This is a genomic window from Ferrimonas kyonanensis DSM 18153 (assembly GCF_000425405.1).
Lineage (GTDB): Bacteria > Pseudomonadota > Gammaproteobacteria > Enterobacterales > Shewanellaceae > Ferrimonas > Ferrimonas kyonanensis.
This window is the reverse complement of record NZ_KE384364.1, coordinates 153,857-169,738: the sequence shown is the minus strand read 5'-3', so window position 1 is coordinate 169,738 and position 15,882 is coordinate 153,857. Positions and strand designations below refer to the sequence as shown.

Sequence of the window (15,882 nt, the reverse complement as noted above, 5' to 3'; positions counted from 1 at the left end):
CGCGGTTTCGGGATGGGGTGTGATCGGGGTGAGTGCTCGATCAGCACGATGTTGCGCCGAGTGGCATTCAGGCCCGGGGTTGAGGTTCCATCAATAATTCGCGGGCATTGGCCAGGGTATTTTCGGTAATGCTGTCCCCACCCAGCAGGCGTGCCAATTCGTCGAGGCGATCGTCGTTCGACAGTGCCGCCATCTGAGTTTCGGTCACCTGGCCCTTGGTGGACTTACTGACAAACATGTGATTATGGCCGTTGCCCGCAACCTGAGGCAGGTGGGTGACGCAAAACACCTGAGTGGCGTCTCCCAGGGTGCGCAGCATTCGACCGACCACGGCGGCGGTGGGGCCGGAGATCCCCACGTCCACTTCGTCAAAGATCAGGGTCGGGGTTGAGACCTTCTTGGCGGTGATCACCTGAATCGCCAAGCTGATTCGTGACAGCTCACCACCGGAGGCCACTTTACCCAGAGGCTGCAGTGGTTGGCCCGGGTTGGTGGAGACCTGAAACTGAATGCGATCCCCACCGGCAGGAGACACACTGCCGTCGTCGAACTGAACCTCGATTTGGAATTTGGCGTGGGGCAGGGCCAGTTCACGCAAGTTGGCGGTCACCAACTTGTTCAGCTCTTTGGCGTAGCGTTGCCGGCTTTTGCTCAGGCGCTGGGCCGCCTGCAGATAGGCGTCCATGGCCAGTTGCCGCTCTCCGTCGAGTTCATCCAGCCGCTGTTCGCTGGCGCTGAGGCTTTGCAGCTCTTCCGCCAGGGTCTGATGCAGCTGTGCCAGTTCGCTGGCCTTGACCTGATGTTTGCGGGCCAGAGTCATGGCTTTGGACAGGCGCTGCTCCAGTTCGTCAAAACGTTGTGGGTCCAGCTCCAGCGATTGATGGTAGTGGGCCAGTTCGTTGGCGCCCTCCTGCAACTGGATCAAGCCTTCGTGCAACAACGCCAGCCCCGGTTCCAGGGCCTTATCGTCACTGGCCAGGGTTTCCACCTCGGCAATGGCCTGCTGCAACAAGCTGACGGCACTGACCTCTTCGCCTTCGCTGAGCAGGTACACCGCCCGCTGGCTTTGTTCCATCAGCGTGGTGCAGTTGGCCAGGCGACGGTGCTCAGATTCGATGGCTTCGAACTCGCCGGGTTCGAGGGCAAACTCGTCCAGTTCCTGTACCTGATATTCCAGCAACTGTTGGCGGGCCTGGCGCTGCTGCTGCTCCTGTTGCAGCCGAGCTAACTCGTTATCCAGGTGTTTCCAGCGCCGGTAGCCGTCGCTGCACTTATGCAGCAAGGCCTGATGGCCAGCGTATTGATCCAGCAGTGACAGCTGGGTGTGGCTCTGCAGCAGCCCCTGATGGGCGTGCTGGCCGTGGATGGTGATCAGCCGTTGTCCCAGGGCTTTGAGCTGCGCCAGAGGGACCGGTTGGCCATTGATCCAGGCTTTGGAGCGGCCTTCGCTGCTGATGCTACGACGCAGAATGCACTCGTCGTTGTCATCGAGGTCGTTGTCTGCCAGCCAGCGGCGGGCCGCATCGATGCGCCGAACATCGAAGCAGGCGCTGATCTCGGTTTTGCCGGCGCCGGGGCGAACCATGGCCGCCTCGGCTCGCGCACCCAGGCACAGGCCCAGGGCATCGATGGCGATGGATTTACCGGCACCGGTTTCCCCGGTAATGGTGGTCATGCCCTGGCGAAAATCCAGCTCCAGGAATTTAACGATGGCGAAATTGGAAACCGTAAGTTGAGTCAGCATCTCTCTGCCCTGTATGAATAGACATACTGTATGGAATAACAGTATATGTATTTTCCCTGTTCAGTAAAGCACCAATGGCAAAAAGTTGTACAGCGCCGTAACTCTTCCTATGTTTTCAAAGGGCCGCACTGGCGGTGACTGACGGGAGAGTCCGTATGATTGCGGTGGTGACAGGCAGTAACCGGGGGTTGGGTTGGCACGTGGCCCATCAGTTGGCCGATCAGGAGTTCCATGTGGTGGCCTGTGCCCGACGGCATGAGGACGCCATGGCGGTGGCGGCGTCGATTCGAGGTCAGGGCGGTGAGGCCAGTCCGTTTGCCCTCGACGTTACCCGGCCACAGCAGGTGCAGGAGTTGGCGGCCTGGTTGACCGAGCTGTACGGAGGGGTCGAGGTGCTGGTCAATAACGCCGGCATTATGCTGGATCAGGGGCTGCCATTGCCGGCCATTACCTTGTCACAGTGGCAGCGGACTCTGGACACCAACCTGACCGGAGCGATGCTGATGTGCCAGATGATTTTGCCGCTGATGCGAGCCAGCCAATATGGCCGCATCGTCAATGTCTCTTCCGGTTACGGCTCGCTGGCGGAGATGGGGCAGCATCAGGCCGCCTACCGGGTATCCAAGGCCGGTTTGAATGCCTTGACCCGGGTGGTGGCGGCAGAGACCGCCGATGACGGCATCAAGGTCAATGCCGTGTGTCCGGGCTGGGCCCGTACCGACATGGGCGGGCCTCAGGCCAGCCGGGATCCGGCGGACGCGGCCCGCTGGATCACCTGGGCGGCGACACTGGACGATCATGGCCCCAGTGGCGCCTTCCTGCGTGATGGTCAGCCCATCGAGTTTTGAGCTTGAGGGATCAGAACAGTTTGCTGCCCCAGTCCAGTTTGCTGCGCAGCACTTCGAAGTAGTTATAGCCCTTGGGGTGGATCAGCCTGAGGGCGTAAGGGGACTTGCGAATGCGAATCTCATCGCCGGGCAGGCAGGCCAGAGTAACCTGGCTGTCGCAGCTGATCTCCAGCTCCGGTGAGCTGGAGCTGCAGGAGGCGCGCAGGGTAATCTCGCTGTCGCCGTCTACCACAATGGGGCGGCAGGAGAGGGTGTGGGGAAACATCGGCACCAGAATGTTGGCGTTGAGGTTCGGGGTCAGGATGGCGCCGCCCGCCGACAGCGAGTAGGCGGTGGAACCGGTGGGGGTGGCGACAATCATGCCGTCGGCGCGCTGGCTGTACATGAAACGACCGTCGATGTAGACCTCGAAATCGATCATGTGCGCCACCTTACCGGCGTGCAGAACCGCTTCGTTGACCGCCACATTGTGGCTCTTCTGTTCGCCGTGGCGATGGACTTCGGTGTGCAGCAGAAAGCGCTGCTCGGTCTCAAACTCGCCGCCAAGGACCTTGGTCAGGGTTTCTTTAAACTGGTCCGGGTCGACGTCGGTCAGAAACCCCAGGTTGCCGCGGTTGACCCCGAGTACCGCCACGTCATAGCGGGCCAGTACCCGTGCCGCCCCCAGCATGTTGCCGTCACCGCCGACCACGATGGCCAGATCGCAGCGCTCGCCAATCTCGGTCATCTCCACGGCTTCGGCCTTGTCGCAGCCCAACTCTCTGGAGATGTCGGATTCGATCAGCACTTCATAGCCTTGCTTATTTAGCCAGTAAAACAGTTGCGCCAGAGTCTGGTTGGCGCCCTGGTGGCGAGGTTTGCCAATAAGGCCGATGGTTTTAAATGCTGTTTGCATGTTGGTCTCGTGTCGGATTGGGCGGTCAGGTGCGCCCCATGGACGGGTTACTCTACTTAGGTCAACGATATACGGGGATTGCCGGTTTGTCACCTCAGGACTGCCGAGGCCGCCGCTCAGGCACAGATTGTCCTTCGCGACCGGGATATTGCTCCGTTAGCCCTTGAAGTCACAAAATCAGTCCCCATAATAGGCTCAGAGCCAATGGTAACAGAGTATTTTAGCCGGAGTTGAAATGAGCGACGAGCAGCAAAAAGTGGAGCAGCCAGAACAGGTTGAACTGGAACAAGAGCAAGTTGAAACCGAGCAGGATCCACACGCCGCCCGCATTGAGGAACTGGAATCACAGCTGGCGGCCGCCAAAGCCACCATCGATGGCCAGAAAGACAGCGTAGTACGTGCCCATGCCGAAATGGAGAACATTCGCCGTCGCAGTGCACAGGATGTGGAAAAAGCCCGTAAATTTGCCCTGGAGAAGTTTGCCGGTGAACTGCTGCCGGTTATTGATAACCTGGAGCGAGCCTTGCAGACCGCCGATAGCGACAATGAGGCGGTTAAGCCTCTGATCGAAGGGGTTGAACTGACTCGCAAGAGTTTCCTGAGCAGCGTGGATAAGTTTGGTATTAAAGAGATTGATCCACTGGGTCAGCCGTTTAATCCAGATCAGCACCAGGCGATGGCGATGCAACCGTCGGAAGAGTTTGCCGCCAATACCGTGATGGCAGTCATGCAGAAAGGCTACGAACTCAATGGCCGCCTGCTGCGCCCGGCGATGGTGATGATCTCTAAAGGCAGTGAGCAGCCCAGCGTCGATACCACCGCCTGATCGGCCTTGCCGCGGAATGAAGCAGCCTCTATGGCTGCTTTTTTTGTGGCTGCAGTTCGGCCACTGCCGCTTCGATGCGCCGGTATTTGTCGTCGGTCCAGCTCGGACTGGAGGGCCAGCGTCGCAGTGGGGTACGGCGAGGATCCACCGGGGTGATCACCACTCGGGTGTCGCGAAGGCCCACCACCGACACCAGCCAGTACAGCTCTTCGATGACGGTATTGCCCATGGCCAGGCAGCCGCTGGACGCCTCCTGGCCGTGGATAAAGATGTTGCTGCCGGGGTCCCGGCGGCCATCGTTCAGGGCCATGCGCCGGTCGAAGGCGTTGGGGTAGTTGAGTTTCAGCGACAGGTGGTAGCGGCTGTTGGGGTTGAAGGCCACCGGCCGATAGACGCCCTCGGGCACCTGCAGGTCACCCTCGAGTAGCTTGGGACCAGGCCCGCCGCTGAAGGCCATGATCGGGTAGGTACGCAGCCGGGTCCAGTGACCGTCGGCGTCACTGCCCCACAGCTCCAGTCGGTAACTCTGCTTAATCGCCAGCAGCAGCAGTTGTTGTGGCAACTGGCCGCCGGGCATGCGCTGCAGGGCCGGGGTCAGGCGTTGGCGAGCCGCGTCCAGATCCCCGGCGGCGCAGGCCAACCCCGGTGACAGCAGCAACAGCGCCGCCAACAGCCGGCGGCGCCAATGCGAGCGGACGTTACGCCGGCTGGCGGGTGGTGGTGAGTACGATTTCACGAATGTGCACATTCTGTGGCTGACGATAGGCGTATTCAATGGCGTTGGCCACGTCCTGAGCGGCCAGCACGCCGCCCATGCTGTCTTTCCACTCCCCGTAACCGTCTTTGATGTCCTGGCGGGTGGTGTGACCCAGCAGTTCGGTTTCCACCGCGCCTGGGGCGATGGTGATCACCCGTACGTCGTCGCCACACACCTCTTCGCGCAGGGTTTCCGACAGGCCGTGAACGGCAAACTTGGTGCCGCAGTAGGCCACGTGGTTGGGGAAGGTCTTGCGACCGGCCACCGAGCTGATGTTGACGATGGTGCCGCACTTGCGTTCACGCATCTTGGCCAACACCAGGTGAATGCCGTTGAGCAGGCCCATCACGTTGACGTCCAGCATCTTCTGCCACTCGGCCGGATCCTGGGAGTCGGCGTCGCCCAGCAGCATCACGCCGGCGTTGTTGACCAGGCAGTCTACCGGGCCGTACTGGGCTTCGGCGTCGGCGATGGCGGCGGCAAAGCTGTCACGGTCGGTGACGTCCACCTTGCGGCACAGGGTGTTGGGCAGGTTCAGGGCTTCCAGCTTGTCGACCCGGCGGGCGATCAGCAACAGCGGATGGCCTTGGGCGGACAGGGTGCGGGCAGTGGCTTCACCGATGCCGGAGCTGGCGCCGGTAATCACGATCAGAGGTTGAGACATAGGGGTTCTCCAATAAAAGCTGTGTCTAAGGGTAGCAAGGCGATGGCCGTTGCGATGGCGATTACTATAGAGAGGCTATTCATAGTCTTAAAATATTAATTTTCTCTGCCTGACATAGGGTAAACTTATGGCAAGACGATCATCGGTGACAAGCCGATTTGCCGCGGGGGGGCCTGATTCTGGGCGATGTTCAGCTGCGGCGGCGAAACTCGTCCTTGATCACTGAGGGTTAACATAGGAATTTTGTATGGATGTACGATTGTTGCGCAGTTTTGTGGCGGTGTTCGAGGAGCGCTCCATAACGTCGGCATCGCAGCGGCTGTTTGTGTCTCAGCCCAGTTTGTCATCGGCCATCAAGCAACTGGAGTCGGAGTTGGGGGTGGCGCTGTTTGTGCGTCACAAGCGTGGAGTGGATCTGACCGACGAGGCCCATCAGTTGTACCCGCTGGCGCTGCAGTCTCTGGGGCAGATGGAAAAGATGAGTCGGCTGTTTGCCAGCCAGCAGGCCACTCTGCCGCTGGCACTGGGCAATTTTCATGACATCAGTCCGGCCACCTATGCTCGCTTCCTGAGCCATTGCAGCCAGGCATCGCCGCAGTTGAGCTTCGAATTGCTGGATCACGACGACGATGCGGCACAGGCGCGCATCACCCTGGACGTGTTCAAGAAAGAGGATGAGCTGTTTGTGCCGTTGTGGGAGGAGGACTACGTACTGTGCGTGCCTAACCATCACCCACTGGCGCAGCAACAGGCGGTGGGCATCGCCGATCTCAATGATTTTAATTTTATCGAATGCGTGGTGTGCGAGGCCCATCAGCAAACCCTGAGCCTGCTGGCCAGCGAGGGCTTTGCGGTTAACCTGGTGGCCAAGGCGCAGCACAAAACTCAGGTGCGCCATCTGGTGAGTGCCGGCATTGGCATCTCGTTTCTGCCCACCGGGGTGCTGGAGACCGCCGCCGATCTGACCCAGGTGCGGCTTCAGGCGCCACGCATGTTCCGCCGCATCGGCCTGACATTGCCGGCCAGCGCCAGTACTAAGCCGGCATTGGCAGCCCTGCTGGCGGCGTGTCAGCAGTGGTGCGATTAGCGACTACTGTCGATCTCCGGCTTGGGTGCGTTGGCGGCGGGTTTTTGCGCCAGTCGCGGCCCCAGTTGCTGGGTGGCTAACCCGGAGACGATTAACGCCAGGCCGACGAAGGTCGCCGGAGCAATGGTTTCACCGACAAAAGTGGCGATAAAAAACAGCGACAGAAACGGTGACAGGAACACCATGTTGGTGATGGGAGCGGTGCGCTCGGCGCTTTTCAGGGCCATCAACCACAATACGAAGGTAAACCCCATCTCAAACAGGCCGACGTAAGCCGCGCCGGCGATCCCCTGCCATTGTGGCATTGCCCAGCCGTCGCGATACCAACTGGTGGCGATGATGAACGGCAGTGCCACCATGAAGCTGAGCAGCAGGCTGACCACCGGGTCGCCTTTGTCCTTGGTGTTGACGATCCAGTACAGCGACCATAACAGGGTCGACAGCAGGGCCAGGCCGTAGCCCAGGTAGCTCTCGACCTGAAAACCGCGCAAGTCGCCACCCGTGGCGATCACCACCACCCCGCCGTAGGCGATGAGGGCGGCCATCAAATCCCAGCGGCGCAGTTTCTGTCCCAGCATCGGCACGGCCAATAGGCTGAACAGTATCGCCCAGGTGTAGTTCAGTGGCTGGGCCTGTTGCGCCGGCAGCAGGTCGTAGCAACCGAACAACACCAGATAGTACAGGAAGGGGTTGAGCAGCCCGCTTTGGAGGTAGCGCCCGGGCGCGGCTTGCAACTGCGCCCGCAGCAGGTGGGTCTTTTTCTGCAGTATCACGATCAGGCTGAGGGCGATGCAGGAGAACAGTGCCGCGTACAGCAGTAACTGGCTCGGGCTCATGTAGCCCAGCGACAACTTAAAGGCGGTGGCCACCGTGGACCAGGCGAATACCGCTGCGGCTCCATACTGAACCGCACGACGCTGATTTTTGACCATTCGAAACACGACTTGATTAACGAAACCACAGGAATGGCAATTATTATATTGTATACAATCCTTGAGTTGCAAAGCGTCAGATCAAATTATTTGCCGATGACCATTGGAATCTCAGACCCTGCCCCCATATCCCTGACATCAGCGGGGAATTTTTTTAGCCGTCGCCCTTGAAAGGCTGAGGCGGCAACCCCAAATAGGTGTTATCGCAAATTTTCGCATTAGATTTAAACGCATTTGGAGGCTTTCGATGGGCAAGATCATCGGCATCGACCTGGGTACCACTAACTCCTGTTTGGCTATCCTGGATGGCGACAAGCCAAAAGTAATTGAGAACGCGGAAGGCGACCGTACTACTCCTTCTATCATTGCTTACACCGATGATGAAACCTTAGTAGGTCAACCCGCCAAGCGTCAGGCCGTTACCAACCCGCACAACACCGTGTTTGCCATTAAGCGACTGATCGGTCGCCGGTTCAAAGACGAAGTGGTTCAGCGTGACATCGACATCATGCCGTTCAAAATTGTTGAAGCCGACAACGGTGATGCCTGGGTAGAAGCCCAAGGCAAGAAGATGGCTGCACCTCAGGTGTCTGCGGAAGTTCTGAAGAAGATGAAGAAAACCGCCGAAGACTACCTGGGTGAGGAAGTGACTGAAGCGGTAATTACCGTACCGGCTTACTTCAACGACTCTCAGCGTCAGGCGACCAAAGACGCCGGCCGCATCGCCGGTCTGGATGTGAAGCGCATCATCAACGAGCCGACCGCTGCTGCCCTGGCCTACGGTCTGGACAAAAACACCGGTGACAACATCATCGCGGTATACGACCTGGGTGGTGGTACCTTTGATATCTCCATCATCGAGATTGACGACGTAGAAGGTGAAAAGACCTTTGAAGTACTGGCCACCAACGGTGACACTCACCTGGGCGGCGAAGACTTCGACAACCGTCTGATCAACTACCTGGTTGAAGAGTTCAAGAAAGAGCAGGGCATCGACCTGAAGAACGATCCCCTGGCGATGCAGCGCCTGAAAGAAGCCGCTGAAAAAGCTAAGATTGAGCTGTCTTCCACTCAGCAGACCGAAGTGAACCTGCCGTACGTAACCGCAGACGCCACCGGTCCTAAGCACATGAACATCAAGGTGACCCGCGCCAAGCTGGAAGCCCTGGTTGAAGACCTGATTGTTCGCTCCCTGGAGCCGTTGAAAGTGGCTCTGCGTGACGCCGACCTGAACGTGTCCGATGTACAGGACGTGATTCTGGTGGGTGGTCAGACCCGTATGCCTAAAGTTCAGGCGGCGGTGGCTGACTTCTTCGGTAAAGAGCCTCGTAAAGACGTGAACCCGGATGAAGCCGTTGCCATGGGTGCCGCGGTTCAGGGTGGTGTACTGGCCGGTGACGTGAAAGACGTACTGCTGCTGGACGTAACCCCTCTGTCTCTGGGTATCGAAACCATGGGCGGTGTCATGACCGCACTGATCGAGAAGAACACCACCATTCCGACTAAGAAGTCGCAGGTGTTCTCTACCGCCGAAGACAACCAGTCTGCGGTAACCATCCACGTGCTGCAGGGTGAGCGTAAGCAAGCCGGCGCCAACAAGTCTCTGGGTAACTTCAACCTGGAAGGCATCCAGGCGGCACCTCGTGGTCTGCCACAGATTGAAGTGACCTTCGACATCGATGCCGACGGCATCCTGCACGTGTCCGCTAAGGACAAGGGCACTGGCAAAGAGCAGAAGATCACCATCCAGGCGTCTTCCGGTCTGTCCGAGGACGAGATCAACAAAATGGTGAACGAAGCCGAAGCCCACGCGGAAGAGGACCAGAAGTTCGAAGAGCTGGTTCAGGCCCGTAACCAGGCGGATGGTCTGGCTCACGCGACCCGTAAGCAGATCGAAGAAGCCGGTGAGGCTCTGCCTGCTGACGAGAAAGAGAAGATTGAAGCAGCCATCAAAGAGGTTGAGGAAGCGACTAAGGGTTCCGACAAGGAAGCCATCGAAGCCAAGACCCAGGAGCTGGTTCAAGCCTCTGCTAAGCTGATGGAGATTGCTCAGGCCAAGGCCCAGCAAGCTCAGGGTGGTGCAGAAGCCGGTGAACAGCAGGCTCAGCCAGCAGACGACGTGGTTGACGCTGAGTTCGAAGAAGTGAAAGACGACAAGAAATAAGTCTGACGTCCTTTGACCTGAATGAAAGCAACGGGCGTTCGGTACCACCGATCGCCCGTTTTTTGCGAAACAACTATTGGCTAGAGATATGTCCAAACGCGATTTCTACGAAGTGCTTGGTGTGGCGAGAGATGCCAGCGAGCGAGACATCAAAAAGGCCTACAAGCGCCTGGCTATGAAGTTCCACCCGGACCGCAATCCGGGCGACACCCAAGCCGAAGAATCTTTCAAAGAGGTTAAGGAAGCCTACGAGATCCTGACCGACTCTGAAAAACGCGCCGCCTATGATCAATTTGGTCACGCCGGTGTCGATCCTAACCGCGGCGGCGGTGGTTTCGGTGGCGGTGGTGGCGACTTCGGCGACATCTTCGGCGACGTGTTTGGCGATATCTTTGGCGGCGGTCGTCGTGGTGGTGGCCGCTCCGGCCCGAGCCGGGGCAATGATCTGCGCTACAACATGGAGCTGTCCCTGGAGGAGGCCGTTAAGGGCATCACCAAGGAGATTCGCATTCCGGTGCTGACCGCCTGCGACAGCTGTCATGGCAGCGGCGCCAAGAAGGGCTCCAGCGCTCAGACCTGTGGCACCTGTCACGGTCAGGGCCAGGTGCAGATGCGCCAGGGTTTCTTTGCGGTGAACCAAACCTGTCCGACCTGTCATGGTAAGGGCAAGGTAATCAAGGATCCGTGCAACAAGTGTCATGGTCAGGGCCGGGTCGAGAAGACCAAGACCCTGTCGGTGAAGATTCCGGCCGGTGTCGACACCGGAGACCGCATTCGCTTGTCTGGCGAAGGCGAAGCGGGTGAAATGGGGGCGCCGGCAGGCGACCTGTATGTACAGGTGCACGTCAAGGATCACCCCATCTTCCAGCGTGACGGCAACAACCTGTACTGCGAAGTGCCAATCGGTTTCTCCACCGCCGCGGTGGGCGGCGACATCGAAGTGCCGACTCTGGATGGCCGGGTGAACCTGAAGGTGTCCGCCGAGACTCAGACCGGGCGCATGTTCCGCCTGCGTGGCAAGGGCGTGAAATCGGTGCGCAGCCATGCCGTCGGCGACCTGATCTGCAAGGTGATCATCGAAACGCCGGTGAACCTGACCGAGCGTCAGAAGGAGTTGCTGCGGGAGTTCGATCAGACCCTGGAGGGCTCCTCCAAGAAGCACAGCCCCAAGGCGGAAGGGTTCTTCGATGGGGTGAAGAAGTTCTTCGATGACCTGACCAGCTAACGCTGTCGTCGCACATCGAGTGCCATTTCCAAGGCCGCTGTTTACAGCGGCCTTGTTGCGTTTATGGCCTGAGAAACGGCTCGAACGGCCGAGCCGATGCCTTGGAACTTATTCATTTTATTGTGATTTAAATTCGATGGCAGTCAGGTTAGGCTTGTTATTTTTTTGGCCGCGCTTAACATTGCACTAACGTTACCGTTTAAATCATTCCCATTTTGGAGCTGTTCGATGTCAAGGATGATACTTACCCTGCTGCTGACGCTGAGCCTGCCACTGGCGGCTCAGATCCCGGTTGAAGATTTTGCCAAGTCCAGCCAGGCGTACTCCGTCAAGCTATCCCCCAAGGGCGATCGCCTGGCGCTGATGACCAAGGTCGACGGCAAGCAAAGGGTGGTGATTCTGGAGACCCAATCCCGCAAACTGCTGCATTCTATCCACTTTCCGATGCGGGCCGAAGTGGGCAGCTACTACTGGGCCAGCAACGACCGCATCGTGGTCACCAAGCAGTACCTCAAAGGCTGGACCGAGGAGCCGCAGTATTATGGTGAGATGATGGCGGTGGATTACGACGGCGACAAGCCGGAGTATCTGTTTGGCTATAAGCAGACCAAGAACACCACAGGTAGTCGCCTCAGCAGTGGTGCGAGTGCCATTCGTGCCTGGGGTTTCATGATTGACCCGCTGCCGGAGGACGAGGATCACGTGCTGATCAACTCGGTACCCATGGGCGTCAAGCAAGACAAGAAGGCCACCGTGTTCCGGGTCAACATTCACAACGGTAAGCGCAAGAAGATTGCCTACGCCCCGGTGTCTTTTGCCCAGTTCCTCACCGACGCCAGGGGCGAGGTGCGGTTTGTTACCGGCACCGACAAGAACGGAGAGGGCCAGATCTACTACCGCAACAAACGCGGCGAGCCGTGGACATTGTTTGGTTCCAGCGATCACAGGCAGGGCAGTGTACAGCCGGTGGCCTTTGCCAGCGATCACGAAGTCTATGTGCTGGATAACACCGATGCCAGCATTCAGGGGCTGAAGAAACTGGATTTGACTAAGGGCACCAGCTCGCTCATCTATCGCGATGACACCGTGGACCCTTCGCAGACCTGGCTGTCGGTGGCAGACCGGGCCCTGTACGCCCTGGAGCTGGAGTCCGGTTACCCCAGCTACGTGTTTATCGATAAACAGCGGCCGGAGAGCCGGCGCCTCAAAGGCCTGCTGGCGGCCTTTCCCGGCCAGCAGGTGTCGCTGACCAGCCAGACCCTGGACGGCAAACTGGCCATCGTTGCTGCTTATAGCGACACCCATCCGGTTAGCTACTACCTGTTTGATACCGAGAAAAACAGCGTCAGCTTGCTGCTGAACAGCCGCGGCTGGGTGGACCCCAAGCAGTCTGCCACGGTGCAGGCCATCAGCTTTACCGCCCGTGACGGCATGACCATTCACGGTTACCTGACGGTGCCGGCGGGCACAAAGGCCAAGAATCTGCCGCTGCTGGTCAATCCCCATGGCGGCCCCCATGGACCACGGGACTACTGGAGTTACAACTGGGAGTCGCAACTGTTCGCCAGTCGCGGCATGGCGGTGTTGCAGGTCAACTTTCGCGGCTCCGGCGGCTATGGCCTGGATTACCAGATGGCTGGCTACCGCAACTGGGGCAGCAAGATTCAGTACGACATCATCGATGCCACTCAACACCTGATCGACACCGGGGTGGCTAACAAAGACAACGTCTGCATCTATGGCGGCTCGTTCGGCGGCTACTCGGCCCTGCAGGCGCCGATTCTGGCGCCGGATCTGTTTCAGTGCGCCATCGGCTTTGCCGGGGTTTATGATCTGGAGTTGATGTACGAGGTCGGAGACATTCCGGATTACCAATCTGGGGTGAACTACCTGCGGGAGGTGATCGGTGAGGATAGCGATAACATGAAGGCGTTCTCGCCGGTGTACAATGTCGATAAGCTGAAAGTGCCGTTGCTGCTGATTCATGGTGGCGAGGATGAGCGGGTGCCCATCGAGCATGCCGAGGAGTTGCGAGAGGCTTTGGACAAGCGCCATCGTGCTTACCAGTGGCTGGAGCTGGATAAAGAGGGTCACGGCCTGTTCAATGAGGAGAATCGGATCAGCACCTACAAAACCATGCTCAGCTTCTTGGATCAGCATCTGGCGCTGTGAGTTTATAACCCGCCAGCGAATGGGGTAACATTAAGGGATGCACACGCATCCCTTTTTTAATGGAGTAGATTATGCGAAAGCTTGGCGCTGTGGTCCTGTTGGGGCTGCTTTCGTCTTGTGCCACTCATCAGTCGCCGACCGGGCGGGATCAGATGCTGCTGTTTTCCGGCTCGGAGATGGCGCAGATGGGGGACCAGTCCTTTGCCCAGATCAAGGAAAAAGAAACCCGTGCTACCGATAAAGCCACCATCGCCTACGTGCAGTGTGTGGCCGATGGCATCATCACCGCCCTGGGCGACACGCCATCCGAGTGGGAGGTGGTGGTGTTTGACTCCGAGCAGGTGAATGCCTTTGCCCTGCCGGGCAAGCACATCGGCGTATACACCGGCTTGCTGGAGGTGGCGGAAAACCAGGATCAGCTGGCCGCGGTCATGGGCCACGAGGTGGCGCACGTGCTGGCGCGCCACAGCAACGAGCGGGTGTCCCGCTCCCAGCTCAGCAATGCCGGGTTGCAGATCGCCGACGTATTTTTGCAGGGCACCGCCAACCGCGACCTGTACATGGCCGGCCTGGGGCTGGGCGTACAGGTGGGCATCACCCTGCCTTATGGCCGCACCCAGGAGAGTGAGGCCGACGTGATGGGGGCGGATCTGATGGCCAGAGCCGGCTTCGATCCGCAGCAGTCGGTGGCACTGTGGCACAACATGGCCGAAGCCAGTGGTGGCAATGCGCCACCGGAACTGATGTCGACCCACCCGTCACACAGTACCCGCATCTCGGATCTGGAGCGACTGCAGGGGCAGGTGCAGCCGCTGTATCGTCAGGCGAAAAGCGCCGGAATTCAGCCTCGTTGCCGTCGCTGAGATGGAACCGCCCGGCCTGGTTCCGGGCGCTCAAAAGAGACTCAATTGCGTTGGTATTAATTGCCCCACAAGTGGTACACTCCGCAGCAGTTTTTTCCATACTGGAACATACATCATGAAGTTCGACACAGTAGAACAGCAAGCAAGCTACGGCGTAGGCCGTCAGCTGGGTGAGCAACTGGCCGCCAACAGCTTTGAAGGTATTGAGATCTCTGCGGTTCAGCAGGGCCTGGCCGATGCCTTCGAAGGCAAAGACAGCCTGGTTGAAATGGCCGAGCTGCAGCAGGCGTTTGCGGTTATCTCTCAGCGTCTGGCTGAAGCCCGCGAAGCCAAGGCTGCCGAAGCCGCCGGCGAAGGCGAAGCCTTCCTGGCTGACAACGCCAAGCGTGATGGCGTGATCACCACCGAATCTGGCCTGCAGTACGAAATCATCGCCGAAGGCGAAGGTGACAAGCCGGGTCTGAACAGCACTGTGAGCTGTCACTACCACGGTACCTTCACCCATGGTGGCGTGTTCGACAGCTCCGTGGATCGCGGTGAGCCGGTTGAGTTCCCGGTCAGCGGCGTGATTGCAGGCTGGACCGAAGCGCTGCAGATGATGAACAAGGGTGCCAAGTGGAAACTGTACATCCCTCACCAGCTGGCCTACGGCGAGCGCGGTGCAGGTGGTGCCATTCCACCGTTCTCGGCGCTGGTGTTCGAAGTCGAGTTGCTGGACATTAAATAATGTCATAAGGGGAAGCGGTTGCTTCCCTTTTTTTTGGGCTGCGAATTGGGACAGAGATCTTTATGTCGGCGGTCAATAATCATATGATTATCCAGATGCATAGAGCCGATTGGGAGCAGTAACAGATGGAACAGATCCGAGTAGCCATTGTCGGGGCCAGCGGCCGTATGGGGCGCACATTGATTGAAGCCGCCCTGGCGCACCCTCAGATCCGTCTTGGTGCGGCCATAGAGCGCAGTGGTGCCAGTTTGCTGGGGGTGGATGCCGGTGAGTTGATTGGCCACGGTGCCATCGGCGTGACCCTGGTGGATAAACTGGAACTGGTGGTGGATGACTTCGATGTGCTTATCGATTTTACCAACCCGGAAACCAGCCTGGAGATGGCCGCCTGGTGTGCCCAGCATGGTAAACCCATTGCCATCGGCACCACCGGCTTCAGCAGCCATCAGAAAGAGCGCATCGCCGAGCTGGCGCAGGATCTGCCTATTGTACTGGCACCGAATATGTCAGTGGGGGTGACCCTGCTGTTTAAGTTGCTGGAAACGGCGGCCAAGGTGATGGGCGACTACACCGACATTGAGATCATCGAAGGCCACCACCGCTACAAGAAGGACGCCCCGTCGGGCACGGCGTTGCGGATGGGTGAGGTCATTGCCGAGACCCTGAATCGGGATCTGGAGCAGTGTGCCATCTACGGTCGTGAAGGCATTAGCGGCGAGCGTGACCGCGACACCATCGCCTTCTCCACCATTCGGGCCGGCGACATCGTCGGTGAGCATACGGCGCTGTTTGCCGACATCGGTGAACGGCTGGAGATCACCCACAAAGCTTCGAGCCGAATGACCTTTGCCAATGGCGCCATGCGGGCGGCACAATGGCTGTTTCAGAGGCCCAATGGCCTGTACGACATGCACCAAGTATTGGATTTAAAATAAAATTAGGGCTTTTTAGCCCTTTTTTATTGATTGGCTATATACA

General features: G+C 58.7%; 14 protein-coding genes. 9 read left to right on the top strand and 5 right to left on the bottom strand.

Annotation, left to right across the window (positions count from 1 at the left end):
• Positions 1 to 67: 67 nt before the first annotated feature.
• Positions 68 to 1,744: a DNA repair protein RecN gene (recN, locus tag H598_RS0116235; RefSeq protein ID WP_028113936.1), complete on the bottom strand. Its 1,677-nt coding sequence runs from the start codon at positions 1,742 to 1,744 to the stop codon at positions 68 to 70.
• A 155-nt stretch (positions 1,745 to 1,899) separates the two neighbouring features.
• Here recN and H598_RS0116230 point away from each other — a divergent pair, with 155 nt between their 5' ends.
• The gene (locus H598_RS0116230) at positions 1,900 to 2,592 is read left to right on the top strand and encodes an SDR family oxidoreductase (RefSeq protein ID WP_035416049.1); all 693 of its coding nucleotides are present in this window, start codon (positions 1,900 to 1,902) and stop codon (positions 2,590 to 2,592) included.
• A gap of 10 nt (positions 2,593 to 2,602) precedes the next feature.
• Here the strand turns inward: H598_RS0116230 and nadK are convergent, their stop codons facing one another.
• Positions 2,603 to 3,487 carry an NAD(+) kinase gene (gene nadK / locus H598_RS0116225; protein ID WP_051252794.1) on the bottom strand — a complete coding sequence of 295 codons (885 nt, stop codon included), beginning with the start codon at positions 3,485 to 3,487 and terminating at the stop codon, positions 2,603 to 2,605.
• 235 nt (positions 3,488 to 3,722) lie between these two features.
• On the opposite strand from nadK, the gene grpE reads away from it, so the two are divergent.
• Complete coding sequence (grpE, locus tag H598_RS0116220) at positions 3,723 to 4,313, top strand: nucleotide exchange factor GrpE (RefSeq protein ID WP_028113933.1); 591 nt, start codon at positions 3,723 to 3,725, stop codon at positions 4,311 to 4,313.
• 28 nt (positions 4,314 to 4,341) lie between these two features.
• On the opposite strand, the gene H598_RS24705 is transcribed toward grpE, so the two are convergent.
• A complete protein-coding gene (locus H598_RS24705; protein WP_245595613.1) occupies positions 4,342 to 5,049 on the bottom strand; it encodes a L,D-transpeptidase family protein in 708 nt (235 codons plus the stop codon).
• Entirely contained in the window at positions 5,012 to 5,734 is a 723-nt protein-coding gene (locus H598_RS0116210; RefSeq protein WP_028113932.1) for an SDR family oxidoreductase, read from the bottom strand. Before H598_RS0116210 ends, H598_RS24705 begins: the two co-directional genes overlap by 38 nt.
• A 247-nt stretch (positions 5,735 to 5,981) precedes the next feature.
• Between H598_RS0116210 and H598_RS0116205 the strand changes: the two genes are divergently transcribed.
• Positions 5,982 to 6,821: a LysR family transcriptional regulator gene (locus tag H598_RS0116205; RefSeq protein ID WP_028113931.1), complete on the top strand. Its 840-nt coding sequence runs from the start codon at positions 5,982 to 5,984 to the stop codon at positions 6,819 to 6,821.
• On the opposite strand, the gene H598_RS0116200 is transcribed toward H598_RS0116205, so the two are convergent.
• Positions 6,818 to 7,753 carry a DMT family transporter gene (locus H598_RS0116200; protein WP_028113930.1) on the bottom strand — a complete coding sequence of 312 codons (936 nt, stop codon included), beginning with the start codon at positions 7,751 to 7,753 and terminating at the stop codon, positions 6,818 to 6,820. The two genes, H598_RS0116205 and H598_RS0116200, sit on opposite strands and share 4 nt — an antisense overlap.
• 247 nt (positions 7,754 to 8,000) lie before the next feature.
• On the opposite strand from H598_RS0116200, the gene dnaK reads away from it, so the two are divergent.
• The 6 genes from dnaK to dapB all read left to right on the top strand — a co-directional run bounded on the left by dnaK (position 8,001) and on the right by dapB (position 15,839).
• Entirely contained in the window at positions 8,001 to 9,917 is a 1,917-nt protein-coding gene (gene dnaK, locus H598_RS0116195) for a molecular chaperone DnaK (protein WP_028113929.1), read from the top strand.
• A gap of 88 nt (positions 9,918 to 10,005) precedes the next feature.
• A complete protein-coding gene (gene dnaJ, locus H598_RS0116190) occupies positions 10,006 to 11,142 on the top strand; it encodes a molecular chaperone DnaJ (protein ID WP_028113928.1) in 1,137 nt (378 codons plus the stop codon).
• A 228-nt stretch (positions 11,143 to 11,370) separates the two neighbouring features.
• Entirely contained in the window at positions 11,371 to 13,314 is a 1,944-nt protein-coding gene (locus tag H598_RS0116185; RefSeq protein WP_035416047.1) for an alpha/beta hydrolase family protein, read from the top strand.
• Between the two features lie 71 nt (positions 13,315 to 13,385).
• Entirely contained in the window at positions 13,386 to 14,177 is a 792-nt protein-coding gene (locus H598_RS0116180) for a M48 family metallopeptidase (RefSeq protein WP_028113926.1), read from the top strand.
• Positions 14,178 to 14,292: 115 nt separating this feature from the next.
• Entirely contained in the window at positions 14,293 to 14,904 is a 612-nt protein-coding gene (bamJ, locus tag H598_RS0116175) for a BamJ family beta-barrel-assembly machinery protein (protein ID WP_028113925.1), read from the top strand.
• Between the two features lie 125 nt (positions 14,905 to 15,029).
• Positions 15,030 to 15,839, top strand: a complete 810-nt coding sequence (gene dapB / locus H598_RS0116170; RefSeq protein WP_028113924.1) for a 4-hydroxy-tetrahydrodipicolinate reductase — start codon at positions 15,030 to 15,032, stop codon at positions 15,837 to 15,839.
• Positions 15,840 to 15,882 lie beyond the last annotated feature (43 nt).